The organism is Desulfarculus baarsii DSM 2075 (genome assembly GCF_000143965.1).
GTDB classification, from domain to species: Bacteria; Desulfobacterota; Desulfarculia; order Desulfarculales; family Desulfarculaceae; genus Desulfarculus; species Desulfarculus baarsii.
In genome coordinates this window covers 531583-557364 of the sequence record NC_014365.1, presented here as the reverse complement: position 1 = coordinate 557364, position 25782 = coordinate 531583, and the positions used below count along the sequence as shown (strand labels likewise).

Genomic DNA, 25782 nt, shown 5'->3' with positions numbered 1-25782 from the left:
ACTTGACTCGCCATTTTTATTCCTTTCGCGGTCAGGCCTGACGCCGACCGGCCCCCGACGCCATGGCCAGGGACGAAAGCCCATTAAATTAAAGTTGTTGTCGTGTGCCGATCGCGGCCGCGCGTCGCCGGGGCGAGCCAATGGGCCGCCCTTTTCAGTTGGGGCGTCGCGCCGTGGGTGGCCGGCGGAAGAAGGCCCGCCGTGGCAAGGGCGTGACGCCCGCCAGGCCTGGCAAATATTGTCCGTGCTCGGGCCGCGTTTTTCAAGCAGACGCCCCGATAACCGTCACGGGCCTTTCCGCTGCGGGCCGGCCGCCGCCGCCGCGCGCGCGGGCGCTCGGCGGCGCTTTGCCGGTGAGCGGCTCGGCCTTGGCCACCACTATCAGTATGAGCCCCAAGGAGAAGGCGCGTCCACCCCCCAGGCGAGCCACTCCGCAAGGCACTTGGCCCGACTCGGCGGGCCGAGGGGCCTTGACCTTGGTTTTACCGTTTTTTCCCGGTTGTCGCCCGCCCCGTTCATTATGTTTTTTAAAAAATAGCGCCCGCTCAAAAAAACGCGCCCGACGAGGCGCATTTCACGCCGCCTCGCCAGGCGCGCCGCGGATCCATGGTCATTTCGCCCCAAGCGCGCGCCGCCTTTTGTCGCCCACCCCCGACGCGGGCCTAAAGCAGCCGGCGCAGGGCGTCCACCGAAACCTCCATCTCAAACAAAGCCGCCGGGTTGGCCCCGCGGCCCAAGGCCCTGGTGCGCCATTCGGCCCAGATCAAGTCGAACTCGGCCACCAGCCCGGCGGCCCGCCGTCGAAAGTCGTCCGAGACCTCGCCGCCGGCGTTCTGGCCTTCCTGGATCAACTGCTCGAACTTGCGCTGGATATCGTCCAGGAGCCATTTGCACGAGCGCAGCACCTCGTCGCCGCCAAAGATATCCACGGGCCGGCGCTTGCTTTCACTGTTCATCAAAACTCCCATGGCCTTTCAGAACTCGTCGTTGGGGTGGGCGCCATGCCCCCGGCGGCGGCTCCAGCCCAGCAGACGGCGCTCATCGTTGGCCTCGAGCAGCGGGGCCGCCTCATGGGCCCCGCCGCCGGTGACCAAGGTGGTCAGTTGGCCCACGTAGGCCTGCATGGTCTGGGCCTGGGCGCTCATCTCCTGGGCGGCGGCGGCCGACTCCTCGGCGCTGGCCGCGTTCTGCTGGGTCACCTGATCCATCTCGCCGCTGGCCTTGCTGACCAAGGCGATGCCCTGGGCCTGCTCGTGGCTGGCCGCGGCGATCTCGCCCACCAAGTGACCGACCTTGCCGGCGTTGGCCGCCACTTCCTCGAAGACCTGGCTGGTGCGCCGCGCCATGTCCACGCCCTGGGCGATGCCGCTGACCGAGCTTTCGATGAGCGCGGCGGTGTTCTTGGCCGCCTCGGCGGCCCGGCCGGCCAGGTTGCGCACCTCGCCGGCCACCACGGCGAAGCCCGCGCCCGACTCACCGGCCCGGGCGGCCTCCACGGCGGCGTTCAAGGCCAGCAGATTTGTCTGGAAGGCGATCTCGTCGATGGTCTTGATGATCTTGGCCATTTCACGGCTGGTCTGGCTGATGGCCTCCATGGAGGAGGTCAACTCGCCCATGGCCTGGGAGGCTCGGTGCAGCACCTGGGCCGCCTCGCCGGTCAGGCTGTTGGCTTCCTCGGCGTTCTGGGCGTTCTGCTTGGTCATCGACGACATTTCCTCCAGCGAAGACGACGTCTCCTCCAGGGCGGCGGCCTGCTGGGCCGAGCCCTCGGCCAGCGACTGGCTGGAGCCGGCCACCTGATTGGAGGCCGCGGCCACCTGATCGGCCCCGGCGCTGAGCCCGGCGATGACCCCGGCCAGCGGCTTGGCGATGGCCCCGGTAATGAAAAAGCCCAGCAACACCGCGCCCACGAAGCCCACGACCATGCCGCCCATCGTCAACACGCGCACCCACGCGCCCTGGCTCTCGGCCTGGGCCTGGGCCGCCTGGGCCGCCTGCCGCTTTTCGGCAAGCATCAGGGCCAGCATCTTCAATGGCGATTCCAGCATGGTCGCGGCGCTCCGGGCCTTTTCGGCCATCTGGGCGTAGAGCTCCTGGGCCTTGGCGGCCTCTAAGCGCATGACCTCGAACTGCTTGAAGGTGGCCTCGGCCGCCGGGATCATCTCGGTCCGATAAACGGCCGAGGCCTCCTCGCGGGCGTCCTGGGCCATCAGGCCTTGCAGCTTGCCCACGGCGGCGTGAAAGGCGTGGTGGTGATCGTGCATGGTGGCCAAGGCGGACTTGAGGACCGGGTTGTCGGTCTTGAAATCGGCCATCCAGCGGCCGAAGTTGCACTTGGTGGCGTCGTCGCCGCCTTGGAAGGCCACGCCCTGGGCGATCAGCGTGCAACTCTGGCCCAGCAGTTTGTAGTGATCGCCGCGAAAGCCTTCCAGGCTCTCGCGCAATTGGCCGGGATTGAGGATGGCGTTGGCCTCCAGCTTGTGGCTCAGCGCGAAAAATTGGTCGATCTCGGCCTGGGCCTTGACCGTCTGACCCTTGAATTCGGCCAGGGCCGCGGCCTGGGTTTGATCCATGGGCAGGCCGTCGAAACGGGCCATGGCCGCATCATAGGACTTGCGGCCGGCGGCGGCCTGGGCGTAGAGCGCCTCGCGCCGCTCCATGGTCAGGCCGGTGCGCATCAGGCCCTCCTGGGCCGCGCCGATCTCGGTCAGGGCCAGCTGGGCCTCCATCAGCGACTGCACGGCCGGCAGGCAATCGTTGACCACCTTATCCATATCGGCGCCCATGCTCCTGGCCCCTTGCCAGCCGACAAAACCAACCACCAACGTCAGGACGGCCACCGCCACGAATCCGCCAAGAAGTTTCTTCCTGAGGCTAAGCTTTTTCATGCCACGTTCTCCCTTGCCGACCCTTCAATCCTTGGTTTGTGCGCTTCACGGCGGCCCTGGGCCACCGGGGCTTCGGAGGCCGTGTCTTCGGCGACGTCATGGTGCGACAATCCGAAAATATGGCGGATAACCGAGCGCAACTCATCAAAATTACTATCTATATATGTACAATACCTGGGCGCGAGGCGATGGCCTTCCCTGGCGGCCATGGCCTCGTGGTCGGGCAAAATCAAGATGGTCTTCAGGTCGTAGAGCAGCGGAGCCAGATCGACCAGAGCCTTCAACTCGGCCTCGGTGGCGGCCACCAGCACCAACACCGCCGGCCGTTGGATGGGCTGCGACAGCCGTTCGCGCAGGCCATCGATGCGCCGGAAAAGCTCGACGCATTCGCGCGGCGCCGAATCGTCGATAGCCGCGCCCAACCGCACCCAGTCTTCGTTCATGACCGAAACGTAAACCAACAGTTTCATGGCCAGCCCCCGCGTTTGTCGTCAATCATGGCGATCGTGTTTCAAGGGCCGTGCCAACAACCCATTTTTTTGGGGGCAATCAATAATTTCAAGATATTACAGCGCATTGGCCAAGGCCGCGCCACGGCGGGCGCGCGCCGCGCCGCCTTTCATCATCCCATGCCGTCCAGATATCCGGGACAACAGGACGCCTGTCCGACCATCGCGAACGGCCGCGCGTCCAGACAAACAGGACAACACCGCCGCGCCCGGCCTTCACAACGGCCAAGGAACCAGGCATAATGAAGCCATGCTCCAAAACGGCCCCGAAGCCTTACGCCCCAAAACGAGGTCTTGAAATGGCGCGAAAAATCGTCAAGTGGTTGCTGTTGGCGGCCCTGGCCCTGGCCGTGCTGGCGGCCTTGGCCCTGGCCATCGTTCCGGCCCTGCTGCCCCTGGAAGACATGGCCGTCCAGGCCATCCACGAACACACCGGACGCCAGGCCCGGGTCGAATCCATCGATCTGCGCCTGCTGGGTGGCGCGGAGTTGGAGGTCAAAGGCCTGCGCATCGACGACCTGCCCCGCTTCGGCGGGCGGCCCCTGCTCAAGCTAGATCGCCTGTTGGTGGAGTTTGGCCTGCTGCCCCTGCTGACCCGCAAGGTCGATCTGGGCCAAGTGCTGGTCGATGGCCTGGAGCTCTCGCTGGTCCGTGACCAACAGGGCGCGCTCAATACCGACTTCGCCGCCGCCCAGCCGCCGGCCGATCAGCCGGCCGCGCCCCCCGAAACTCCGCCCGCCGAGGCTCCGGCCGCCGACGAACCCCACGCCGGCAGCCTCATCGTCCGACGCCTGGCCATCAGCGGATCGACGATCTTTCTGGCCAACCTGGCCACTGGCTCCCAAGCCAGCCTGCCCCTGCAAAAAGCCGAGCTAACCACCGAGTTCGACGCCCAAACCCCGCTGATCCAGGCCCAACTGGCCATGCCCGGCCTGGGCATCGAGGCCAGCGGCGGCCAGGCCTCCGCCCCGGCCGAACTCAAGGCCGAGATCGACCTGGCCCAACTGGGTCAGCGGCTGATCGTGGTCTGGCCCGGCTTGGAGCTGGCCGGTGAACTTAAACTGGCCGCGGCGGCCGTGGGCCCCGACAATCAAAAGGTCATCAACGCCTCGTGCCGGGCGCTGAACCTGCGCATCTCCAGCCCGACGCCAGGCCAAGCGCCCTTCGAACTGGCCGACGCCGACCTGACCTTGGCCATGGTCGCCGACCAATCGGCCCGCTCGCTGCAACTCGAATCGCTGAGCCTACGCTCTCAGGCGGCCGGCTACGAGATGAAAGCCCACGGCCTGTTGGCCCCCGGCCGGGCCGAACTGGTCATGGGCCAAAAAACCGACCTGGCCAAGCTCTACCGCGTGCTGGCCAACTTCCTGCCCGCCGGGTTGACCCTGGCCGGGCAGGCCGAAAAAGAATTCACCCTGCGTGGCGACGAAAAAAAATTCACCCTCGACTTCCAATCACGCGCGGACGGCCTGGAAGTCAACACGCCCGGCCTGGCGCGGCCCTTCCGCCAAGCTCAACTGATCAGTCAGGGCAAGCTGATCGTCGACGCCCAAGGCAACATGGTCATCGACAAACTCAGCCTGGAGTGCCCGGACGCACACCTGGAGATCAGCGGCAAGGCCGCCGTCGAGCCCAAAAAAACGGCCCACCTGACCCTGGCCAGCAAAATAATCGACCTCGACGCCATCTTGCCCCTGCTCCAGGCCCTGGATCAAAATACGACCGCAACGCCGCCAAAAGCCCCGCCAGCGGCCACGGCCCGCCCAGCCGCGCCAGCCAAGCCTGCCGATCAGGCCGCTCAACTAGCTAAAATCCTGCAAGAAATAGATATCGACATCGAGCTGAACCTGGCCCATGTCGCCGTCGGCGGCCACCATCTGCTCGGCGTCAACGGCCGCCTGCTCGCCGGCCAGGGCCAAGCCGCCATCGAAGGCCTGAAGTGCGGCCTGCTCGACGGCGCCCTCAACCTGGACGCCAAACTCATCTGCGCCGGCAACCAAGAGCCCAAATCAAACATCAACCTGACGGCCACGGGCCTGCGTATCGACAAAGAGCGCTACCAGCACCTCAAGAAAAACGTGGCGCTGTTCTATCTGCCCCTTTCCGCCATCCGCGGCGTCTTCGACATCCAAGCCCAACTCGCCGCCCAGGGCCTGGACGTCGAAACCATCAAAGCCAGCGCCACCGGCAAGGGCGGCATCCAAGCGCCACGCGGCGTGGAAATCGATATCGACGCCCTGGGCCGCATGACCGGCGGCGATTTCCTGGCCGATATCGTCCGCGACAACGTGCCCGGCCAATACGGCTCCCTCGACGGCAGCTACACCCTGGCCAAAGGACGCCTCGACTACCAACTGCTTTTCGCCGATAGCCCGGAACGCATCGATGTCAAACTGGCCGGTCACACCAACCTGCTCGACCGCGCCATCACCGCCAAACTCCTGCTCAGCGGACAAGGCCTCGGCCGCGACCTGCGGCCCTTCCTCGGCCCCGACGGCGCATTCCCCCTGGAACTGGGCGGCACCGCCGACAAACCAACCGCCGTGCTCAACATCAAGGAAGCCGCCGGCGGCCTGCTCCGCGGCCTTTTCAATCGCTAGAGGCAAAACGCGGGGGGAACCTTTTTCTTTTGGCACAAAAGAAAAAGGTTCCCCCCGCGAGCTTTATTCGTCCGCCCTAGGCGGCCGGGGCCATTTTGATGGCGCAGGCCTTGTATTCGGCGGTTTGCGAGACGGGGTCGAAGGCCGGGTTGGTCAGCCAGTTGGCGCAGCCTTCGCGGAAGTGGAAGGCCATCCAGACCATGCCCGGCGGCACCTCGGCGGTGACGCGCGCGCTGACCACGACTTCGCCGCGGCGCGAGGCCAGGCGCAGTTTGTCGCCGCTGCGCACGCCCATCTTGGCCGCGTCGGCCGGCGAGATGTCGGCGGTTTCCTCGCCCAGCAGGTCGTTGAGGCCGCCGCAGCGACCCGTTTGGGTGCGCGTGTGGTAGTGGTAGAGGCGGCGTCCGGTGCTGAGCACGTAGGGGTATTCGGCGTCGGTCACCTCGGCCGGCGGCGTCCACTCCACGGGTTTGAAATTGCCCAGGCCGCAGGTGAAGCAGCCGTCCTTGTGCATGACCTGGGTGCCGGGGTGCTCAAGCGAGGTGCAGGGCCATTGCAGGCCGTCGCCCTCGATGCGGCTGTATTTGATGCCCGTGAAGGCCGGGGCCACCACCGAGAACTCGTTGTCCCAGATCTCCTGGGAAGAGTTGGACGACCACGCCTGACCCATCCGCGCCGCCACTTCCTTGAACATCCACCAGTTGGGCTTGGCCTGGCCCGGAGGCGTCGAGACCTTGCGCACGCGGTTGACCCGCCGTTCGCTGCTGGCGAAGGTGCCGTCGTCCTCGCTCCACGCCGCCGAGGGCAGGATCACGTGGGCAAAGCGCGTGGTCTCGGTGGGGAAGATGTCGCTGCAAACCAGGAACTCGGCCGAGGCCAGTTGGTGCTCCACGTGGTGGATGTCCGGCTCGGTGTTGGCCACGTTTTCGCCGAAGATCCACATGCCGCGGACCTTGCCGGTGACCAGCCCTTCGAACATCGCCGGCATCATCAGGCCGTTTTTGTCGTCCAGGTGCTCAACGCCCCAGAATTTCTCGAACTTCGCCTTGGCCGCCGGGTCGATGACCTTTTGGTAGCCCGGGTAGACGTTGGGCAGGGCGCCCATGTCGCAGGCCCCCTGAACGTTGTTCTGGCCGCGCAAGGGGTTCACGCCGCCGCACTCGAAGCCCACATTGCCCAGCAACATCTGCAAGTTGGCCGTCGACAACACGTTGTTGACGCCGCAGGTGTGCTCGGTGATGCCAAGGGTGTAGATCAGCATCGCCGGCTTGGTGGCCGCCAGCTTGCGCGCCACCCGGACGATCGTCTCGGCCGGCACGCCGCTGAGCTCGGCCGCCCGCTCCGGCGGATACTCCATCACCGTGGCCTTGAGCTTGTCAAACTCGACCGTGCACGACTCCACGTAGCGGCGGTCGTAGATCTCCTCGGTGATCAAAACATGCATCAGGCCGTTGAGCAGGGCGATGTCGGAGCCCACCTTCAACTGCATGTGCTCGTCGGCCATCGCCGCCAGCGCCGTGCGACGCGGGTCGGCCACGATCAAACCAGCGCCCTTTTGCACGGCGTTTTTCAGGAACGTCGAGGCCACAGGATGGGCCTCGGTCATGTTCGAACCTATCACCAAAAACATCTTCGCCTTGGCGAAATCAGCGAAGTTGTTGGTCATCGCCCCGGAACCAAACGATATCGCCAGACCGGCGACAGTGGGGGCGTGTCAGGTTCGTGCGCAGTGATCGATATTGTTCGTGCCGATCACCGCGCGGAAAAGCTTTTGCATGTTATAGGAATCTTCGTTGATGCTGCGCGCGCAGCTCACCCCGGCCAGGGCGTCGGGCCCGGACTCGGCGATGATCTGCTTGAACTTGCTGGCCACCAGATCCAGCGCCTCATCCCACGAAGCCTCGCGGAAACCCTCGCCCTCGCGGATCAAAGGCGTGGTCAGACGATCCTCGGAGTAGATAAAATCATAGCCAAAACGGCCCTTGACGCAAAGACGGCCCTTGTTGGGCTCGGCGTCCTCCACCGCGCTGGTCTTGAAGATCCGCCCGTCCTTGACATGAAGCCAAATCTGGCAGCCCACTCCGCAATAAGGACACGTCGTGCGAACCTTTTGCAGCTCGTTGGCCAGGGCCTGGCCATAGGCCTTTTTCTCGAAGAGCGCGCCCACCGGGCAAGCCTGGATGCACTGGCCGCAATGGGTGCATTTGGCGTAATCCACCACCGGCCGCCAGTCGGACTCCAGCAGACCGGCCTTGAGCGCCGCCTCGTCGGGCGGGGCGATGGCCAGGTTGACCTGGACGTCGTTGCAGGCGCTCACGCAACGGCCGCACTTGATGCAGCGGCTGAAATCGCGCACGATCATGGGCTGATCGTCATCGAGGGGATGCTGGCGGATTTTGGGCTCGACGCCCCGCATGCTCACGCCATAGCGGATGATCAGGTCTTGCAGGCGACAGTCGCCCCAGGCCGGACAGACGGTGTCGTGCCAGGGCTGAGCCATGACTTCCATCTGCAATTCCTGCCACTTGTCGCCGCCGATGTCGCAGACGAGGCAGTTGTGCGCGCCCGAGGCCACCAGCCGGCGCAGGGCGTTGGCCCTGGCTTCGCGCACCTTGGGCGAATCGGTGGCCACGACCATGCCCTCCTCCAGCGGGGTGCGGCAGGCCTGCTTGATGTGGCCCGAGCCCGCCAGCTCGACCACGCAGACGCCGCATTGGCCGCTGGTGGAGAAATCTTTCATGTGGCAAAGCGTGGGTATCTCCACGCCCGCCCGCCTGGCCGCCTCCAGGATGGTCTCTCCGGGCTGGTAAGACACCCGTCGGCCGTTGAAAATCGCTTCAGCCATAGTTTATTGCTCGCAGTTTTATGACACCGCGCGCCACCGACCCACCCGACGGCGGCATGTCATTTTCGGCATATCATGTGAATTATGTCATTATCTCTATTGACTAACAAGCCAAAAGCAAGGTTGTTCACTTGTTGTACGCGCGGCCGGCGGGGCGGCGCTTAAAAAAATATGATCTGTCGCTTGACAAGCCAGGGCGCTTGTTGTTTAGTTTAAAACAACTCAAACGAGGATCTCTTGGTAATCATGACGGGCAGAACCGAAATAGCAGCGCCGCGGAGCCTGGCCAATGGCTTCAAGGGCGTCTATTACTTTAGCTATTTCTATTTTACCGGCGTCTGCCCGCCGGCCAGGGAGGTTCTCGCCTAAGTAGCGCGAAGCAACGAAACCAAGGGCCATGGGCAGACGCCAACCGGCGGAACCCATGGCCCTCTTAATTTTTAGCGGGCCGTGGGGAAGCAAAAAATCCCCCACGGCCCGAATCGTTTTTATCTGGAGGAAACAAATGTTGGCGGCCAAAATCAACGGAACGGAGCAGGCCATGACGCCGGTCATCGACCCAGAGGCATGCAAACCCCGCGCCCCCCGGAAACTGCACGCTCGGGAACAGCACCCCGAGGACACCGTGGTCCGGGTGGGCGATGTGGCCATCGGCGGCGGGGCCTTCGTGGTCATCGCCGGGCCGTGCTCGGTGGAAAGCGAGGAGCAGATGGTCGAGACGGCCCAGGCCGTGCGCCAGGGCGGCGGGGCCATCCTGCGCGGCGGGGCCTACAAACCGCGCACCTCGCCCTACAGCTTCCAGGGCCTGGGGCCCAACGGCCTGACCCTCCTCGGCCTGGCCGGCAAGGCCACGGGCCTGCCCTACGTCACCGAGCTCATGGACGCCGAAGACCTGCCCCTGCTCGAAGAACAAGCCGACATGATCCAGATCGGCGCGCGCAACATCCAGAACTTCTCGCTGTTGAAAAAAGTCGGCCGCAGTTCCAAGCCGGTGCTGCTAAAGCGCGGCCTGATGACCACCGTCGACGAATTGCTCATGAGCGCCGAATACATTCTTGACGGCGGCAACCAAAGCGTGGTCCTCTGCGAAAGAGGCATCCGCACCTTCGAGACGGCCACGCGCAACACCCTCGACCTGTCGGTGGTGCCGGTGCTCAAGGAGCGCACACACCTGCCGGTGATCGTCGATCCCAGCCACGCCGTGGGCAAGCGCCGTTACGTGGCCCCCATGGCCAAGGCCGCCCTGGCCGTGGGCGCCGACGGCATCATGGTCGAGGTGCACTGCCGGCCCGAGGCCGCCCTCTGCGACGGCGAACAGTCCCTGCATCCCTCGGAGTTCGCCGAGCTGATGGCCCAACTGCGCGGCATGGCCGCCATGTGCGGAAGGACCATCTAGGATATGACCGACAGGACGCCTTTTTTCGCGGGCCTGACCCTTGGCCTGGCCGGCGGCCGCAACCGCCGACCCAACCAGAAAGCGGCCCATCTGCGGCCGGTGTATCCACCGCGACAGGAGAACCACGACATGGTGGCTGACCAGATCAACCAACAGCGCCAGCGCATTGATGAAATCGATCGCCAGATCGTCGACTTGCTCAACGAGCGCGCCCTCTGCGCCATGGCCATCGGCCGCTCCAAAAACGCCGGCGGCCTGCCCGAGTTCGCCCCCGAGCGCGAACAGGCCATCATCGACGCCCTGGAGCGCCACAACCAAGGCCCGCTCTCCGGCCAGTCGTTGCGCGGCATCTTCGCCGAGATAATCTCGGCCTGCCGCGCCGTCCAGCGCCCCCTGCGCGTGGCCTTCCTCGGCCCGGCCACCACTTTCAGCCACCAGGCGGCCATGCGCCACTTCGGCTCCTCGTGCGAGTTCGCCCCCCATCGCAGCATCATCGACGTCTTTCACGAAGTCGAACGCAGCCACGCCCAGGTCGGTGTGGTGCCCGTGGAAAACTCCAGCGAAGGCCAGGTCAGCGTCACCCTCGACCTCTTCCTCGAAAGCGACCTGAACGTCTGCGGCGAGATCTACGCCCGCATCTCGCAGGTGCTGATGAGCAAGGAAGCGGCCATCGAAGGCATCCAGCGCGTCTACTCGCACCCCCAGGCCCTCAACCAGTGCCGCAACTGGCTGGCCCGCAACATGCCCATGGCCACCCTCATCGAAAGCACCTCCACCGCCGCCGCCGCCCAAAAAGCCGCCCAGGAAGACGGCTCGGCCGCCGTGGGCTCCATCCTGGCCGCCCGCCAAGGCGGACTCAACGCCCTGGCCATCGATATCCAGGACAACCCACACAACACCACGCGCTTCTTCGTCATCGGCCGGCAAAAATGCCCGCCCACCGGCAACGACAAAACCAGCATCCTTTTCGTCACCCACCACAAACCAGGCATGCTCTTCAGCGCACTCAAACACTTCGCCGACAGCGGCATCAACCTCACGCGCATCGAGTCGCGGCCGCTGAAAAACACGCCCTGGGAATATGTCTTTTTCATCGACATGGCCGGCCACGTCGAGGACGCCCAGGTGCGCCAGGTCATCAATACCCTCGACGAGGAAACCCGCCTGCTCAAGGTGCTCGGCTCCTATCCCATGGGCGAGCCAGAAGCCTGGAACGGCGCCGAACAGGCGGTCTGAACCATGGCGGAATCCGACTTTGCCGACTTTGAAATCGGCATAATCGGCGGCAGCGGCCGCATGGGCCGGTGGCTGGTTGACTATCTGCAAGGCCTGGGCTGTCGGGCGCGCGTGGCCGCCTCCCGACACGCCCAGGCCGAACGCGACCTGGCCCAAAATTGCCACGTGCTCGTCCTGGCCGTGCCCGTGGGCCAGATGACCACCGTCATGGCCGAACTGGGCCCCCTGACCAGGCCAGACGGCCTGGTCGTCGACCTCTGCTCGCTAAAAGAAACACCCCTGCAAGCCATGCTGGCCCACGCCCGCGGCCAGGTCGTCGGCTGCCACCCCCTGTTCGGGCCAACCGCCAACGGCCTCGACGGCCAAACCGTCTTCCTCTGCCCCGGCCGCGGCCAGTCCTGGCTGGAACGCCTGCAAAATTTCCTCCACACCCAAAACGCCAACGTCGTCAGCCTGACCGCCACCGAACACGACAAACTCATGGCCATCGTCCAAAGCCTGCGCCATATCCTCGTGGCCGCCCTCGGCCAAACCCTGGCTAACTCCGACATCAACCTGAAGGCCATCCTGCCCATGGCCGGACCATGGTTCAACCACCTGGCCCAACTGCTGCAAAATCAAGCCGCCCAGCCAGCCAGCCTCTACGCCCACCTCGCCACCCAAAACCCCCACGCCCTCGCCCCTGCCCAAGCCCTGCGCCAAGCCATCGACAACATCACCCAAGCCATCCAAGATAACGACGAAAACGCCCTCATCAAATATCTGGACTTCTCTTTCATGTAGCCGCGCGCGGGGGGAACCTTTTTCTTTTGGCACAAAAGAAAAAGGTTCCCCCCGCACCCCCCTCCAAAAAGAAAAGCACATGGTTCGATTGCGGAGCAATCGAACCATGCACATTGTCTTTTCGCAGCGCGGCCGCGTGGGTAATCTTGTTGCTTTGCATTCCATGAAATTGCTTCGCAATTTCATGGCATAAACAAAAGCACCTTTCCCCTCTTAACTCTTTCCTTTTTCCGGGCGCAACCAACCTTGACCGTAGCTCCCGGTGGGCCGGCGCCCGGCCTGGCAGAGCGGGGCCGGTGCCTGGCCTGGCAGAGCGGGGCCGGTGCCCGGCCAGGCAAGGCGGGTCGAGTAGGCCGCAATGACACCTACCCTCCGTAGCTCCCGGTGTGAGGCCGCTGTCAAAGCAGCCGCGACGACGAAGCTTATTGTTCTTCTTTCTTCTTTCTTCTTTCTTCTTTCTTAAATCTTTTCTTTTTCCGGGCGCAACCAACCTTGGCCGTAGCTGGCGCGCGCCCCGCGCGTCAGCTTCCAGTAACGCCACCGGCAACCGGCAACAATCTTCGCGGCGCGGCAATGCTCAGGACCGATCCTATGGTCGTCATACCTACAAACACGAAACTAAAAGTCGGCCACCTTGCTTTGCGGGGGTGGGGTGGGGCGCGGGGCGGGCGAGGGGGCGGTTTAGCGTAAAGAGCCCCCTCCCCGCCCCGCATGGCTTCTTCTTCATCTTTTTCCCTTCTTAATCTTTTCTTTTCTTCTCTTCTCTCTTCTCTTCTTCTTCTCTTCTTCTTCTCTTCTCTTTTTCCGCGCATCGTCATTTCATGCGTGCACGATGGCGCTGCTTTCCTCTATTCTTCATCTTGTCTCAAAAACTAAACACCGGGGGAGCTAAAATGACGACTTCGCGGGGCATGGATGCGCTGAAGCGCCTGGAGTTATCGGAAAACGCGCGTTGGTTCGTGGCCGGGCTGCTGGCCATGGCCTTGGTTTGGTTGCAGCTTGGCGCGCGGCCCGGCGTGGCCGCCAACCCCGAGGGGGTAATCACGGCGCAAAGCTTTCGCTTGGTTGATGATAACGGCGTGGTGCGCGGCGTGTTGGGCTTCAGCCGAGAAGAATATCCAATGTTGCTGTTATGCGACACAAACGGCAGAGAGCAGCTTATGCTGGGCGCTGAACCAGTAGGCCCCGTAATTTATTTGCTGGATGCCAATACGGAACCCATGGCATTCATAAAAAGTGTGCACGGAGTTGGCTCGTATATTTCGCTTATGAACAAGAAAACCGACACTGTGATTGGCATGGCCAATACAAACGCGCCCGTGATGCATATGCGAAACGGCGCTAATGGTCCTGTGCTTTCGATGGCGGCCCATGGCAATCAATCGGTCATTCAGATCAGTGGCGGCCCTGGCAAGGGCGAGATCGGCCTGGCGGTCAAGCACGACTTTGGCTCGTTGATGTTCATGAACAACGGCCGGGATAACGGCCAGTTGGCCCTTGGCGTGACGCCGCGCTGGACCAGCGTCGTGGCCAAGGACGGCGACGACAGCGGGCTGACCCTGGCCGTGCGCAAAAACCGCGCGCCGGCAATGGAGATGACGGAAAACGGCCGTGCGGTGTGGTCGGCCCTGGGCGGCGGCTCGGTGGATGACGCGGAACTGCGTGGGCTGTTCGGCGGCGCGGGCTCGGGGCTTAATTTCGACAAGCTGTTCAAATAGATAACAAGCCTGACGACCATCTTGGAGGAAAGCCACTTTCCGCGTGCATGGCGGGCCGGCTTTCCTCTATTCTTCTCTTGTCTCAAAAACTAAACACCGGGAGAGCTAAAATGACGATTTCGCGGGGCATGGATGCGCTGAAGCGCCTGGAGTTATCGGAAAACGCGCGTTGGTTCGTGGCCGGGCTGCTGGCCATGGCGCTGGTTTGGTTGCAGCTTGGCGCGCGGCCCGGCGTGGCCGCCGACCCCGAGGGGGTGATCACGGCGCAAAGCTTTCGCTTGGTTGATGATAACGGCGTTCTTCGAGGGGCATTGGCTTTTGATGAAGACTTCGTGCCTATGGTGTTATTGTGCGATGAAAAAGGTAAAAATCAGATAGTGTTGAGCCCCAGAAAAGATGGGCCAGCTATTGTTTTGTTTGACGAAAATACTTCTCCAATGATTACTATAAAAGCAGGCCATCACGACGGGCCAAGGATGTTTTTGATTGGCAGGAAAAAAGGCTCTGTACTTGGTTTCACCAATACCACCGCTCCACTCATACATATGACCTGCGCAGAAAACGCCCCCTCTCTTTCTCTAAATACCAATGAAGTTCAGGCGGCCATGGCCATCAATGGTGGCCCCGGCAAAGGCGAGATCGGCCTGGCGGTCAAGCACGACTTTGGCTCGTTGATGTTCATGAACAACGGCCGCGATAACGGCCAGTTGGCCCTTGGCGTGACGCCGCGCTGGACCAGCGTCATGGCCAAGGACGGCGACGACAGCGGGCTGACCCTGGCCGTGCGCAAAAACCGCGCGCCGGCAATGGAGCTGACGGAAAACGGCCGTGCGGTGTGGTCGGCCCTGGGCGGCGGCTCGGTGGATGACGCGGAACTGCGTGGGCTGTTCGGCGGCGCGGGATCGTGGCTTAATTTCGACAAGCTGTTCAAATAGATAGCGCATAAAACAAACCGGGCCGGCACCCGGCCAGGCAGAGCGGGTCGAGTAGGCCAGCTAACACCTACCCTCGGTGGCTCCCGGTGCGAGGCCGCTGTCAAAGCAGCCGCGTCCGACTCCTAAGAGCCCCCGCGCCAGCGCCGCGAACGGGCGGCGTGGCCACGGACACCTCGGAGCCCCGAACGCGCTCCAGCGGTCGGAAGGCTATTTTGCGGGGGTGGGCCGGCGCCCGGCCAGGCAAGGCGGGTCGACCAGGCCGGAATGACACCTACCGTCCGTGGCTCCCGGTGATAGGTGAATCAATGATCGCGGCGCGGGCCGGCCCCCGGCCAGGCAAGGCGGGTCGAGTAGGCCAGGCTAACACCTACCGTCCGTGGCTCCCGGTGATAGGTGAATCAATGATCGCGGCGCGGGCCGGCCCCCGGCCAGGCAAGGCGGGTCGAGTAGGCCAGCTAACACCTACCCTCGGTGGCTCCCGGTGCGAGGCCGCTGTCAAAGCAGCCGCGTCCGACTCCTAAGAGCCCCCGCGCCAGCGCCGCGAACGGGCGGCGTGGCCACGGACACCTCGGAGCCCCGAACGCGCTCCAGCGGTCGGAAGGCTATTTTGCGGGGGTGGGCCGGCCCCCGGCCAGGCAAGGCGGGTCGAGTAGGCCAGGCTAACACCTACCGTCCGTGGCTCCCGGTGATAGGTGAATCAATGATCGCGGCGCGGGCCGGCGCCCGGCCAGGCAAGGCGGGTCGAGTAGGCCAGGCTAACACCTACCGTCCGTGGCTCCCGGTGATAGGTGAATCAATGATCGCGGCGCGGGCCGGGGCCCGGCCTCCCAAAGCGGGGCGAGCGCGGGAGGCCAGGCTCTGACCCCCCGCGCTGACAATGTTGTGATTTGGTGGTTAGTTTAGAAAATCGCCGATATAGATCAGGTGTTCGAAGGGCAGGCGTTTGTCGCCCGCTTTTTCGACGATGGTGTCGAGGGTAGCGAGCAGCACTTTTTGTTCTTGGCGCGAACCAGCGTGAAAGACGATGGCCATGGGCGTGTTGCCGGGATAGCTTTTTTTGAGCTGCTCGACGACCTTGGGCAGATCCAGGCGCATGGTGAAGAAGACCATGGTCGACTGGCTTTTGGCCAGCTTGGCCAGACCTTCGCCGTCGCGCATGGCGGCGGTGAGGATGGCGGCGTGGCTTTTTTTGCCGCTGGTCACGCTTTTTTGCAGGGCGGCGTTGGCGGCGTTGAAGCTGGACAGGCCGGGTATGACCTCGGGGTTCAAGTCCTTGAATTCTTCCAGATAGCCGGCGTGGGGGCCAAAGATCATCGGGTCGCCGTTATCGAGGATGGCCACGGTTTTGCCCTGGGCCACGGCCTGGCGGATGACTTTGCGGGCGTTTTCCTCCTGGGCGGCGAAGGACTCGTTGGAGACGAGGCGGTGGCTCCTCTTCATGAACAGGCCGTGGCCGGCCTCGTGAAGTTCTTTGCCGGCCAGCAGGTCGGCGTAGCGTTCTTGCACGCCTTTCATGGCGAAGATCACATCGGCGGCGGCGATGGTTTTTTGGGCGCGGATGGTCATGTTGTCCGGGTCGCCGGCCCCCAGGCCCACCAGATAGAGCCGGCCCTTGGCTTGGGCGCTCTCTTGGGCCAGGGCCGGGGCGGCGGCCAGCAGCAGAATCATCAGGCCCAACAGCATGGCGTGGAGCCCTTTGGCGATATCGTGTCTGGTCATGGTTGTCTCTCCGTTGCGTGCGGTTAAAAAAATCGCGGTTTCGTATCGTTTTAGAAGCTATAGGTGAAGCCCAGGCGGATGTCGCGGCCGGGTTCGTCGACCACGCCGGTGGTGGTGTAGATGCTGGTCTGATCGGCGTAGCGCACGTCAAAGATGTTGTCGACCACCAGTTGCAGGGTCAGCCCCGGCGTCCAGACCGGCTGCCACTGGGCCTGGATGGCGTGCAACACGTAGCCGGGCCGCTCGGGCTGGCCGCTGGGCACGTCCTTGAGCCGGCCCACGGCGGTGAGGGTGTAGCCCAGGACCACGCCCTCGATGGGCTGATAGCGGTTATCCCAGACAAACCTGTCGCCGGTGGAGGCGGCCTTGCGGCGCACGACGCCGATGGGGTTGCCGTCGTCGTCCTCGGTGTCGACGTGGGCGAAGGCCATGGTGGTGTCGAAGGGGCCGAAACCCCAGCCGGCGCGCAGCTCCCAGCCGTTGGCGATGATGGTTTCGCCGTTGACCAGTTCGTTGATGACGCCTCGCATGCCCACGGCCTCGATGCTGTTTTCCAGGCGGGTGTTGAAGACCGTGCCCGCGATGTTGAAGCGGTCGTCGGCCAGGAAGAGGCTGTCGCGCAGGTAGCGCAGGCCACCGTCGATCTGGCGTGAGGACTCGGGCTCGGTGATCTTGAAGACGGTCTTGGCGTTGATGTTGGTCAGCCACGAACCGGGGATGATGCCGCTGCCACGCACGGCCTGGCCGTAGTTGGCAAAGGCGGTCAGGCCCTGGATCAGCTCGTAGGTGGCCCCCACGTTGGGCGAGACTTCCGTGCCGTTGATGTTGTAGGGCCCGAAGTCCGAATCATAGCTATCCAGGCGCGCGCCAAAGGAAAGCCCCAAAGGCCCCAGGCTCAGGCGATCCTGGATGAACAGGCCGAGGTTGCTGGACTTGTTGTTTTTTTCCGAGCCATCGGCCAGCTCGCCGATGCTGTCCTCGGCCACCACGTCGCCGCCGACGCTCAGGCGATGGGCGGTGGGCCCCAGATCGAAAGTGAAGGTGTTGCGGGCGCTGCCGCCGGTCTCCTGGCTGAGGTACTTGGTGTCGGCGCTCTGGTTGTCCACCGAGTTGTCGTTGAAATAGAGGTTGACCTTGGTGTCGATCCACTGACTGGCCGGGTTGTAGCGGTGGTCGAGGGTGTAGGTGTCGCGCTGCGAGACGGCGTAGATGATCTCGGAGGTGTCAAGGGGATAGCCCATGTCGCTGCCGGTGCTGCCCCAGACATAATGGCCGTCGGTGGTGTTGCGCTCGGCGCTGAGGCGCAGGCTGTGGCCGGCGAGGTCTAGCATGCTGAATTTGGCGAAGTAGTCGCGGTCCTGGCCGGCGGTGTTGGGCGCGCGGCCGCCTTCGCCGATGCTATAGTCCTCGAAGTTGGTCCCCGAGACGTGGGCCAGCAGGCCAAAGTGCTGGTCGTAGACGCCGTAGGCCGTGGCCCCGCCCAAAAGCGATTCATCGGCCGTGGCGTAACCGCCGCGGATGGTCGCGCCGACGGATTTGCCGTCGACGAGCTTGTCCTGGGCGTCGACGGTCTCGAAGACGATGCCGCCGCCCAAAGCGCCGGGGCCGTTGTCGGCGGCCGGGCCGGTGCGCACTTCCACCCGCTTGAGGATCTCGGGGTCGATGCCGCCGGCGTCGCCGCGATGCTGGTGCAGGCTGCGGCCCTGGCGCGCGCCGTCGATGGTCACGTTGAGGTTGGAGCTTTCGATGCCCCGCAGATAAAGCCGCTGGGCGTTGCGGCCGCCACCGCCAATGGCCACCGACGGGTCGGTGGCGAAAATGTCGGCCACGTCCTTGGCCATGGTCCGCCGCAAGACCTCGGTGGATATGTCGTGGACGGTGGGATCGTCCTGCCTGCTCTGACCCGTGACCGTGACGCCCGGCAGGGTGGTCGACGGCTTGCCGTCACCGACCAGGGTCAACCGGCCGTCGCCGGCCTCCGCCACGCGCAGGCCGCTGCCGGCCAAGAGTTTGGCCAGGGCGTCCAACGGCGCGTGGGAGCCGCTGAGGCCGGCGGTGGTCTTGCCGGCGGTCAGGCCCGGGTCAAAAGATAACGACAGGCCCGATTGTTCGGAAAAACGCGCCAGCGCCTGGCCCAACGGCCCGGCCGGAATGTCATAGGTTACGCTCGCGCTGGGCGTCGCCGCCACGGCCGGCTGGGCCCAGGCCAAACCGCCGACCAGCCAGACGGCCAACAATGCCGCCAGCAGGGCCGTCCGTGGCCGCGCCATGGTTGAAATGAGTTGCCTTGATCGTCCGTACATGTTGATCCCCCTTGTTGTCTCGATGTGTTGACGCAATGCTCCGCCGCTTGACCAAAGGGCGAGACTCCGCCGCTTTGCCACGATTCAATGGCGTTCGGTTGGTTGATTCACGTGATGCGCGCTGTTGCCGGCGCAAGGCAAAATTTAGTAATCAATTGAAATATTAAGAACTTTAATAAAACTATAGCGCCTGTTTTTAGGTGTCAATAATATTCGTTATAACGTATAAAATTATTTGATATGCCAAATTAAGTGAACGAAAAAGCGCCGCCCCGACGGCACGGGCGGCGCGGTTTGTTTTATGCGCTATCTATTTGAACAGCTTGTCGAAATTAAGCCCCGAGCCCGCGCCGCCGAACAGCCCGCGCATTTCCGCGTCATCCACCGCGCCGCCGCCCAGGGCCGACCACACCGCACGGCCGTTTTCCGTCATCTCCATTGCCGGCGCGCGGTTTTTGCGCACGGCCAGGGTCAGCCCGCTGTCGTCGCCGTCCTTGGCCATGACGCTGGTCCAGCGCGGCGTCACGCCAAGGGCCAACTGGCCGTTATCCCGGCCGTTGTTCATGAACATCAACGAGCCAAAGTCGTGCTTGACCGCCAGGCCGATCTCGCCTTTGCCGGGGCCGCCACTGATGGCCATGGCCGCTTGTGCTTGGCTGGCGGAAAGCCCCAACATGGGGCCGTCGCTGGCGTAGCTCAAAGCCAATGTCGGTTCTGTCATATTCGATAATGAAGCAACTGAACCTGGCTTTTTGCCTATCAAAAAAATACGCGGCCCCTCGTCATGCACCGCTCTGATGGTTATCATCGGCTTGTAATCCGCACTTGTAAGATATATCGATGGTCCATCAGGTTCGGAGCCAATCAGCACCTGTTCTCTACCCGTGTTGTCACATATAGCTAGCATTGGATATTCTTCTCGGCTGAAGCCCAACACGCCGCGCACCACGCCGTTATCATCAACCAAGCGAAAGCTTTGCGCCGTGATCACCCCCTCGGGGTCGGCGGCCACGCCGGGTCGCGCGCCAAGCTGCAACCAAACCAAGGCCATGGCCAGCAGACCGGCCACGAACCAACGCGCGTTTTCCGATAACTCCAGGCGCTTCAGCGCATCCATGCCCCGCGAAATCGTCATTTTAGCTCCCCCGGTGTTTAGTTTTTGAGACAAGATGAAGAATAGAGGAAAGCAGCGCCATCGTGCACGCATGAAATGACGATGCGCGGAAAAAGAGAAGCAAAAGCCATGCGGGGCGGGGAGGGGGCTCTTTTGCGGCGACAAAACCGCCCCCTCGCCCGCCCCGCGCCCCACCCCTCCCCCGCAAAATAGCCTTCCGACCGCTGGAGCGCGTTCGGGGCTCCGAGGTGTCCGTGGCCACGCCGCCCGTTCGCGGCGCTGGCGCGGGGGCTCTTAGGAGTCGGACGCGGCTGCTTTGACAGCGGCCTCGCACCGGGAGCCACCGAGGGTAGGTGTTAGCTGGCCTACTCGACCCGCTCTGCCTGGCCGGGTGCCGGCCCGGTTTGTTTTATGCGCTATCTATTTGAACAGCTTGTCGAAATTAAGCCACGATCCCGCGCCGCCGAACAGCCCGCGCATTTCCGCGTCATCCACCGCGCCGCCGCCCAGGGCCGACCACACCGCACGGCCGTTTTCCGTCAGCTCCATTGCCGGCGCGCGGTTTTTGCGCACGGCCAGGGTCAGCCCGCTGTCGTCGCCGTCCTTGGCCATGACGCTGGTCCAGCGCGGCGTCACGCCAAGGGCCAACTGGCCGTTATCCCGGCCGTTGTTCATGAAGATCAGCGAGCCAACATCGTGCTTGACCGCCAGGCCGATCTCGCCTTTGCCGGGGCCACCATTGATGGCCATGGCCGCCTGAACTTCATTGGTGGAAAGCCCCAACATGGGGCCGTCGCTGGCGTAGCTCAAAGCCAATGTCGGTTCTGTCATATTCGATAATGAAGCAACCGAACCTGGCTTTTTGCCCATCAAAAAAACTTGCGGTCCTTCGTCGTGCGCCGCTTTAATAATTACCATAGGCTTGTAATCAGCACTTTCAAGATATATCGATGGCCCGTCAGGCTCGGAACATACAATTGCTTGTTTGTTACCTGTGTTATCACACAACACCAACATTGGATATTCTTCTCGGCTGAAGCCCAACACGCCGCGCACCACGCCGTTATCATCAACCAAGCGAAAGCTTTGCGCCGTGATCACCCCTTCAGGGTCGGCGGCCACGCCGGGTCGCGCGCCAAGCTGCAACCAAACCAACGCCATGGCCAGCATCCCGGCCACGAACCAGCCGCTGTTTTCCAGAATCCTCCGCCTTGCTCTGGAATTATTTTGTCGCATTTTCTTGTTGCTCATCATTGTTTCTCCCCCCGCAATAACGGTATTAGTTTCCACATTTGGAGGTACGCAATGGATCAAGATATCACGTATAGTGTCTCAATTAAGCCAGACAATGATATTCGAAAAATTGTAGCTGAACAAATAAAAACAATCACTGACTATGTCGCCAAACTAACAGAAAAGCCCTTTGAAAACCTGGGCGTCAGCCTCAACAAGGTAAGCACCACCGCGGTCCAGGGCACGCTCTCGGCCATATTCAATGGAGAGATGGATAAAATCAAGGGAATTTGGGAGACGACCTGGAGCGGCATGGGCAAGGTCGTCACCTCCCTGTTCGACGACATCCTGGGCGAGATAGCCACCCGCATCGTCGATTCGCTGGGCGGCGCGCTCAAGAGCCTGTTCAGCCCCCTGGGCGATTGGCTCGGCGGAATGCTCAAAAACGTCGGCGCGTCGGCGTTGTCCTCGGTCTACGGGTTGTTCGACGGCGCGGTCGACCTGTTCACCGGCAAGGGCCTGCTGGCTTCGGTGAGTAAAACCTTGGGCCTGAATACGCTGGTTTCCAACGTAGGCTCGTGGTTGGGCCTTGGTTCGTCGGCCGCCGGCGCGACCGCCGCCGGCGCGGCCGCCATCACCGAGGCCGCCGCCGCTTTCGAAGCCGCCCTCACCGGCACGGCCGTCGCCGACGCCGTCACCAGCGCCCTTGTGGCCGCCGGGCCGTGGGCCGAAGCCACCGCCATCACCGAGGCCGTCACCGCCTTCGAGGCCGCCCTCTCCGGCGGGAGCGCCGCCACGGCCGCCGCCTCCAGCGCCGCCACCAACATCGCCATTTCCACGAGCGCCGCCGACGCGGCCAGCGCCGCCTTTTCCTCCGCCATGGCCGAAGCCTCCGCCTCCATCGAGTCGGCGTTCTCGGGCGGCTTGTCCACCATGGCCAGCGCCACCAACGCCGCCGGCACGGCCGCCGCATCCACGGCCGCCGCCGCCGACGCCGTCACGGCCGCCCTCATGGCCGCCGGTCCAGGGGCCGAAGCCGCCGCCATCGCCGAGGCCACCGCCGCTTTCGAGGCCGCCCTCTCCGGCGGGAGCGCCGCCACGGCGGCCTCCACCTCCGCCGCGGCCAGCGCCGGCGGACTGGGGGCCATGGGCACGACCGCCGTCTTGGCCGCGCCCTTTGCCATCGGCGAGTTGGTGGCGGCGATCATGGGCGAAACAGGCCCCATCTCCGCCGTTATCGAGAGCATCTTCGGCGAAACCAACAGCCCCTACACCGCCCAGGACGCCCAAGCCTCGGTGCGGGCCGGCCTGGAATCGCTGTCGGCCGGCGATCAAACCGGCGCGGCGGTGCTTTCGTGGATGACCAGCGACAGCGGCGCCGGCTCCCTGGCCGCCTACGCCGGCTGGGACACCGAGGATATCCGCGCCATGACCCAGGCCCTGGGGCCCATGGAAGCGGCCATGTTCGACGCCCAGCTCATCAGCGATCAATTCTCCCAGGCCCTGGATAACATCTCCACCTCGCTGAACCACGACCTGGAGACATACAACCAGGCCGGCGAGGCCATCTGGCGCATGGCCAGCGAGATGGGCCTTTCCCAGGCCCAGATCGACGCCCTGGCCACCTCGGGCCAGACCATGAACCAAGTCGTCGCGGCCATGGCCACCACCGCCGGCGACGTGCGCTTGGCCGCCGTGGGCATGGGCGAGGCCATCGCCCGCGCCGCCGGCCAGACCGGCCTGGCCTTCGAACAAGCCCAACAGTTCGCCGCCCAGGCCGAAACCCTCTGGGCCGCCCTGCAAAGCGGCGCGCTGGGCGCCGAACAGGCCGGCGCGCAACTGACCGCCCTGGGCCAAGCCATGGGCCTGGATCAAACCCAGGCCGAAAGCCTGACCAGCCGGGTCGACAACCTCTTCGCCGCCATGAACCAGGCCAGCGGCGGCTCGGCCGAACTTAGCGCCCAACTGGCCAACGCCCGGACCGCCTTTGGCAGCCTGGACAACACCATCAAGGTGGTCGAAACCTCCACCGACAGCTCCACCGACTCGTTCCTCGGCCTGGCCGAGGCCCTGAGCTTCGCCAACGACGCCAGCTTCGACAGCGGCTGGCTCGACTACCAAAACCTCTTACAGGGCGCGGCCGCCAGCGCCCAAGACCTGGCCGGCCAGCTCGCCGACGTGGCCCAGGCCGCCAACTCGGCCCAAAACGGCCTGGACGGCGTGGTGATCGAATCCATGGCCGGCGGCTTTGGCGTCTATCACGACGGCGGGTTGGTCGGCGTGGAGTCCTGGCCGCGCCACCACGGCGGGCTGCTGCCCGACGAAACCCCGGCCATCCTGCAACGGGGCGAGGCCGTCATCCGCCGCGCCAGCGTCAACGCCCAGACCCTGCCCCTGCTGCAAGAAATCAACCGCAGCGGCCAGGCCCCGCCCAGCGCCCAGAACGTCAGCCTCCACGTGGAGGTGCACGGCAACGTCATGGGCGACAACGAAAGCATGGAAGAACTGGCCCGGCTGATCGATCAGCGCCTGCGGCGCATCGCCGGCGGCCGCTACGTGGCCTGAGCGTCGGCCCGGCCGGCGCTTTCCAGCCATTGCCGCCAGGCGTCCAGCTCGGGCGGCAGGGCCGGCGAGGGGTCGTGGTGGCCCATGGCGGCCAATAGCTCGTCGATGTTGACCCGCCGGCCGGCCGCCGGATCGTGGACGACCATGGCCGCCAGGCAGCGGGTGGCCAGGCGGCCTTGGCAAACAAAGCCCTGGTCGATGAACAGGACGGTGCGATCCCAACCCACGATGCGGCTGGTCTGCGTAAAGCGCGACCACAGGCCCAGCGGCCGCAAAAAGCGCACCGTCGAGGCCAGCATCATCGGCCGCCAGCCTCGGCTCCGGCAGGCCTTCCACAGGCCCGCGCGGATCAGCAGGTCGATGCGCCCCACGTCCATGATCGTCAGATAACGGCCGTTGTTCATGTGCAGATAGGGGTCGATGTCCTGGGGGCCGGTGACAAAGCCGATCGTGGCGGTCTCCAGGGGGGCCAGGCGCTTTTTCAACGGCGCGCCAAGGGCCATGCGCGCCAGGCGCAGCCAGACATACATGCTTTTTCAGCCTCCGTGGCGGGCCAGATAGTCGTCGATCAGGCGGGCGGCGATGGTCACGCCGTGGGGCCGCGAGGGCATGTGCGGCGGCGCGAACCAGCGGGCCTCGCCGATCTCCTTGCCGTCTACGCGGATTTGGTCGTCCAACGCCCGGCAGCGAAAGGCGACCATCAGCGAATCGGGAAAGGGCCAGGGTTGCGAGCCGAAATATTCGATATCCGCCACCGCCAGGCCCACCTCCTCGGCCACCTCGCGTTGCACGGCGTGCTCCAGGCTCTCGCCCGGGGCCACGAAGCCGGCCAGCACGCTGAACCATTGCGGCGGATGCCGGCGGTTGTTGGCCAAAAGAATGCGGCCCTCGTGCTCGATGGCCACGATCACCGCCGGCGAAAGCCGGGGATAATGCAGCCCGCCGCAGTGCTGGCAGCGCATGACCAGGGGCTCCTCGTCGGGGGCGAGGCTGGTCGGGCCGCCGCAGAGACCGCAGTGACGGCTGCGGCGCAGCCAGTGCTGGGCGTAGAGGGCCTCGCCGGCCTTCCAGAAAAGCTCCGGCCCGGCTTTTTGGTCCAGGCCCAGCAGGATGCGCCAGAACATGCCCTCTGGCGCGGGGGCGTCGGCGGCGGCCTGGGCGCAAAAGGCCGGCCGGCCCAGAAATTGGCCCAGGGCCATGATTTGTTCGAGAGCCAGGCCCAGCGCCTCGGGCGCGGCCACGAAAGGGGCCTCGATGGTGGGGCCGCCGCGCAAAAGCAGCTTGGGGCCGCTGAAAATGAACCAATACGCCGGGCCGTCGGCCGGGCCGCTGAGACGCGCGCTCATGCCAAACCTCGTCGGATGATCGAAAAAAACCTCACGCCCCGAGCATAGCACGGCCGGGCCGCCCCCGGCCAGGCGTCCGGCGGCTCAGCGGCGGGCCGGCGGCGGGGCCGAAAGCTCCGGCGGCAGGTTGGCGCTGGCCTGGAACAGCCGCCACTGGCCGTTTTCGCGCACCAACACGGCGCTGAGGCGGGCCGGCGCGTCGACGATCCGGCCGTCGTGGGTCTGGGCCCGCAGACGTAGCTCGCCGCCCAGCCAGGCCAGATCGCCCCGGGGGCTGATGACCATGTTGTCGGCAAAGCGCACGTCCACGGCCCGCACCAGGGCCAGGCCCAGCAGCAACGCGCCCTGGATGGCCTGGCGGCCGCGAAAGGTCTGGCCCGGGCCGGGGCCGATGGAGACGGCGTCGGGGTGTTGGGCCAGCAGGCCCAGCAGGGCCGGGGCGTCGGCCAGTTGATAGCGGCCGTTGTGCCGCCGCAGAAAGTCTTTTATCTCGCTGCGGGCGTCGGCCAGGGCCGGGCCGGAGCCCAGGCCGAGCAGGGCCGCCGCCAGCAGCAGGCAAAGCCAGCGTGAGGCGCGCATGGTGTTTTCCTCG

Annotated in this window: 19 protein-coding genes; 8 read left to right on the top strand and 11 right to left on the bottom strand. The window is 64.4% G+C overall.

All coding sequences use genetic code 11. From position 1 onward, the window contains the following. Positions 1-662: 662 nt before the first annotated feature. The 3 genes from DEBA_RS02430 to DEBA_RS02420 are packed head-to-tail and all read right to left on the bottom strand — an operon-like array spanning position 663 to position 3358. Entirely contained in the window at positions 663-956 is a 294-nt protein-coding gene (locus DEBA_RS02430) for a hypothetical protein (protein WP_013257315.1), read from the bottom strand. Between the two features lie 18 nt (positions 957-974). Continuing rightward, positions 975-2888: a HAMP domain-containing methyl-accepting chemotaxis protein gene (locus tag DEBA_RS16720; protein ID WP_013257314.1), complete on the bottom strand. Its 1914-nt coding sequence runs from the start codon at positions 2886-2888 to the stop codon at positions 975-977. After that, a complete protein-coding gene (locus DEBA_RS02420; RefSeq protein WP_013257313.1) occupies positions 2885-3358 on the bottom strand; it encodes a hypothetical protein in 474 nt (157 codons plus the stop codon). Before DEBA_RS02420 ends, DEBA_RS16720 begins: the two co-directional genes overlap by 4 nt. A gap of 338 nt (positions 3359-3696) precedes the next feature. Between DEBA_RS02420 and DEBA_RS02415 the strand changes: the two genes are divergently transcribed. After that, the gene (locus DEBA_RS02415) at positions 3697-5997 is read left to right on the top strand and encodes a DUF748 domain-containing protein (RefSeq protein WP_013257312.1); all 2301 of its coding nucleotides are present in this window, start codon (positions 3697-3699) and stop codon (positions 5995-5997) included. A 76-nt stretch (positions 5998-6073) separates the two neighbouring features. Here the strand turns inward: DEBA_RS02415 and fdhF are convergent, their stop codons facing one another. Then, the gene (gene fdhF, locus DEBA_RS18640; RefSeq protein WP_083778849.1) at positions 6074-8842 is read right to left on the bottom strand and encodes a formate dehydrogenase subunit alpha; all 2769 of its coding nucleotides are present in this window, start codon (positions 8840-8842) and stop codon (positions 6074-6076) included. Between the two features lie 246 nt (positions 8843-9088). On the opposite strand from fdhF, the gene DEBA_RS18835 reads away from it, so the two are divergent. From DEBA_RS18835 to DEBA_RS17585, 6 genes are all read left to right on the top strand, one after another. Further along, positions 9089-9211, top strand: coding sequence for a hypothetical protein (locus DEBA_RS18835; RefSeq protein WP_280985134.1), 123 nt, complete (start codon positions 9089-9091; stop codon positions 9209-9211). A gap of 136 nt (positions 9212-9347) precedes the next feature. Further along, a complete protein-coding gene (gene aroF, locus DEBA_RS02400; RefSeq protein WP_013257309.1) occupies positions 9348-10238 on the top strand; it encodes a 3-deoxy-7-phosphoheptulonate synthase in 891 nt (296 codons plus the stop codon). Between the two features lie 3 nt (positions 10239-10241). Next, positions 10242-11474: a prephenate dehydratase gene (gene pheA / locus DEBA_RS02395; RefSeq protein WP_013257308.1), complete on the top strand. Its 1233-nt coding sequence runs from the start codon at positions 10242-10244 to the stop codon at positions 11472-11474. Between the two features lie 3 nt (positions 11475-11477). Further along, on the top strand, positions 11478-12257 hold the full coding sequence (locus tag DEBA_RS02390; RefSeq protein WP_013257307.1) for a prephenate dehydrogenase/arogenate dehydrogenase family protein: 780 nt from the start codon (positions 11478-11480) through the stop codon (positions 12255-12257). 959 nt (positions 12258-13216) lie between these two features. Continuing rightward, positions 13217-13975 carry a hypothetical protein gene (locus DEBA_RS02385; protein WP_245528522.1) on the top strand — a complete coding sequence of 253 codons (759 nt, stop codon included), beginning with the start codon at positions 13217-13219 and terminating at the stop codon, positions 13973-13975. A 110-nt stretch (positions 13976-14085) separates the two neighbouring features. Beyond that, positions 14086-14910, top strand: coding sequence for a hypothetical protein (locus DEBA_RS17585; RefSeq protein WP_083779079.1), 825 nt, complete (start codon positions 14086-14088; stop codon positions 14908-14910). Positions 14911-15804: 894 nt separating this feature from the next. On the opposite strand, the gene DEBA_RS02375 is transcribed toward DEBA_RS17585, so the two are convergent. The 4 genes from DEBA_RS02375 to DEBA_RS17575 all read right to left on the bottom strand — a co-directional run bounded on the left by DEBA_RS02375 (position 15805) and on the right by DEBA_RS17575 (position 21300). Continuing rightward, positions 15805-16629: an SAM-dependent methyltransferase gene (locus tag DEBA_RS02375; RefSeq protein ID WP_013257304.1), complete on the bottom strand. Its 825-nt coding sequence runs from the start codon at positions 16627-16629 to the stop codon at positions 15805-15807. A gap of 50 nt (positions 16630-16679) precedes the next feature. Then, positions 16680-18899 (bottom strand): TonB-dependent receptor, encoded by a 2220-nt coding sequence (locus DEBA_RS02370; protein WP_187288579.1) that lies wholly within the window; start codon positions 18897-18899, stop codon positions 16680-16682. 343 nt (positions 18900-19242) lie between these two features. Further along, positions 19243-20211 (bottom strand): hypothetical protein, encoded by a 969-nt coding sequence (locus DEBA_RS17580; RefSeq protein ID WP_245528521.1) that lies wholly within the window; start codon positions 20209-20211, stop codon positions 19243-19245. Positions 20212-20466: 255 nt separating this feature from the next. Further along, positions 20467-21300 carry a hypothetical protein gene (locus DEBA_RS17575; RefSeq protein ID WP_013257301.1) on the bottom strand — a complete coding sequence of 278 codons (834 nt, stop codon included), beginning with the start codon at positions 21298-21300 and terminating at the stop codon, positions 20467-20469. Between the two features lie 249 nt (positions 21301-21549). Here DEBA_RS17575 and DEBA_RS16715 point away from each other — a divergent pair, with 249 nt between their 5' ends. Further along, positions 21550-23844 carry a hypothetical protein gene (locus DEBA_RS16715; RefSeq protein ID WP_148227757.1) on the top strand — a complete coding sequence of 765 codons (2295 nt, stop codon included), beginning with the start codon at positions 21550-21552 and terminating at the stop codon, positions 23842-23844. On the opposite strand, the gene DEBA_RS16710 is transcribed toward DEBA_RS16715, so the two are convergent. The 3 genes from DEBA_RS16710 to DEBA_RS02340 all read right to left on the bottom strand — a co-directional run bounded on the left by DEBA_RS16710 (position 23832) and on the right by DEBA_RS02340 (position 25769). Further along, on the bottom strand, positions 23832-24374 hold the full coding sequence (locus DEBA_RS16710) for an acyl-CoA thioesterase (protein ID WP_013257299.1): 543 nt from the start codon (positions 24372-24374) through the stop codon (positions 23832-23834). The two genes, DEBA_RS16715 and DEBA_RS16710, sit on opposite strands and share 13 nt — an antisense overlap. A 6-nt stretch (positions 24375-24380) precedes the next feature. After that, a complete protein-coding gene (nudC, locus tag DEBA_RS02345; RefSeq protein ID WP_013257298.1) occupies positions 24381-25190 on the bottom strand; it encodes an NAD(+) diphosphatase in 810 nt (269 codons plus the stop codon). Between the two features lie 84 nt (positions 25191-25274). Next, positions 25275-25769 (bottom strand): YybH family protein, encoded by a 495-nt coding sequence (locus DEBA_RS02340; RefSeq protein WP_013257297.1) that lies wholly within the window; start codon positions 25767-25769, stop codon positions 25275-25277. Positions 25770-25782 lie beyond the last annotated feature (13 nt).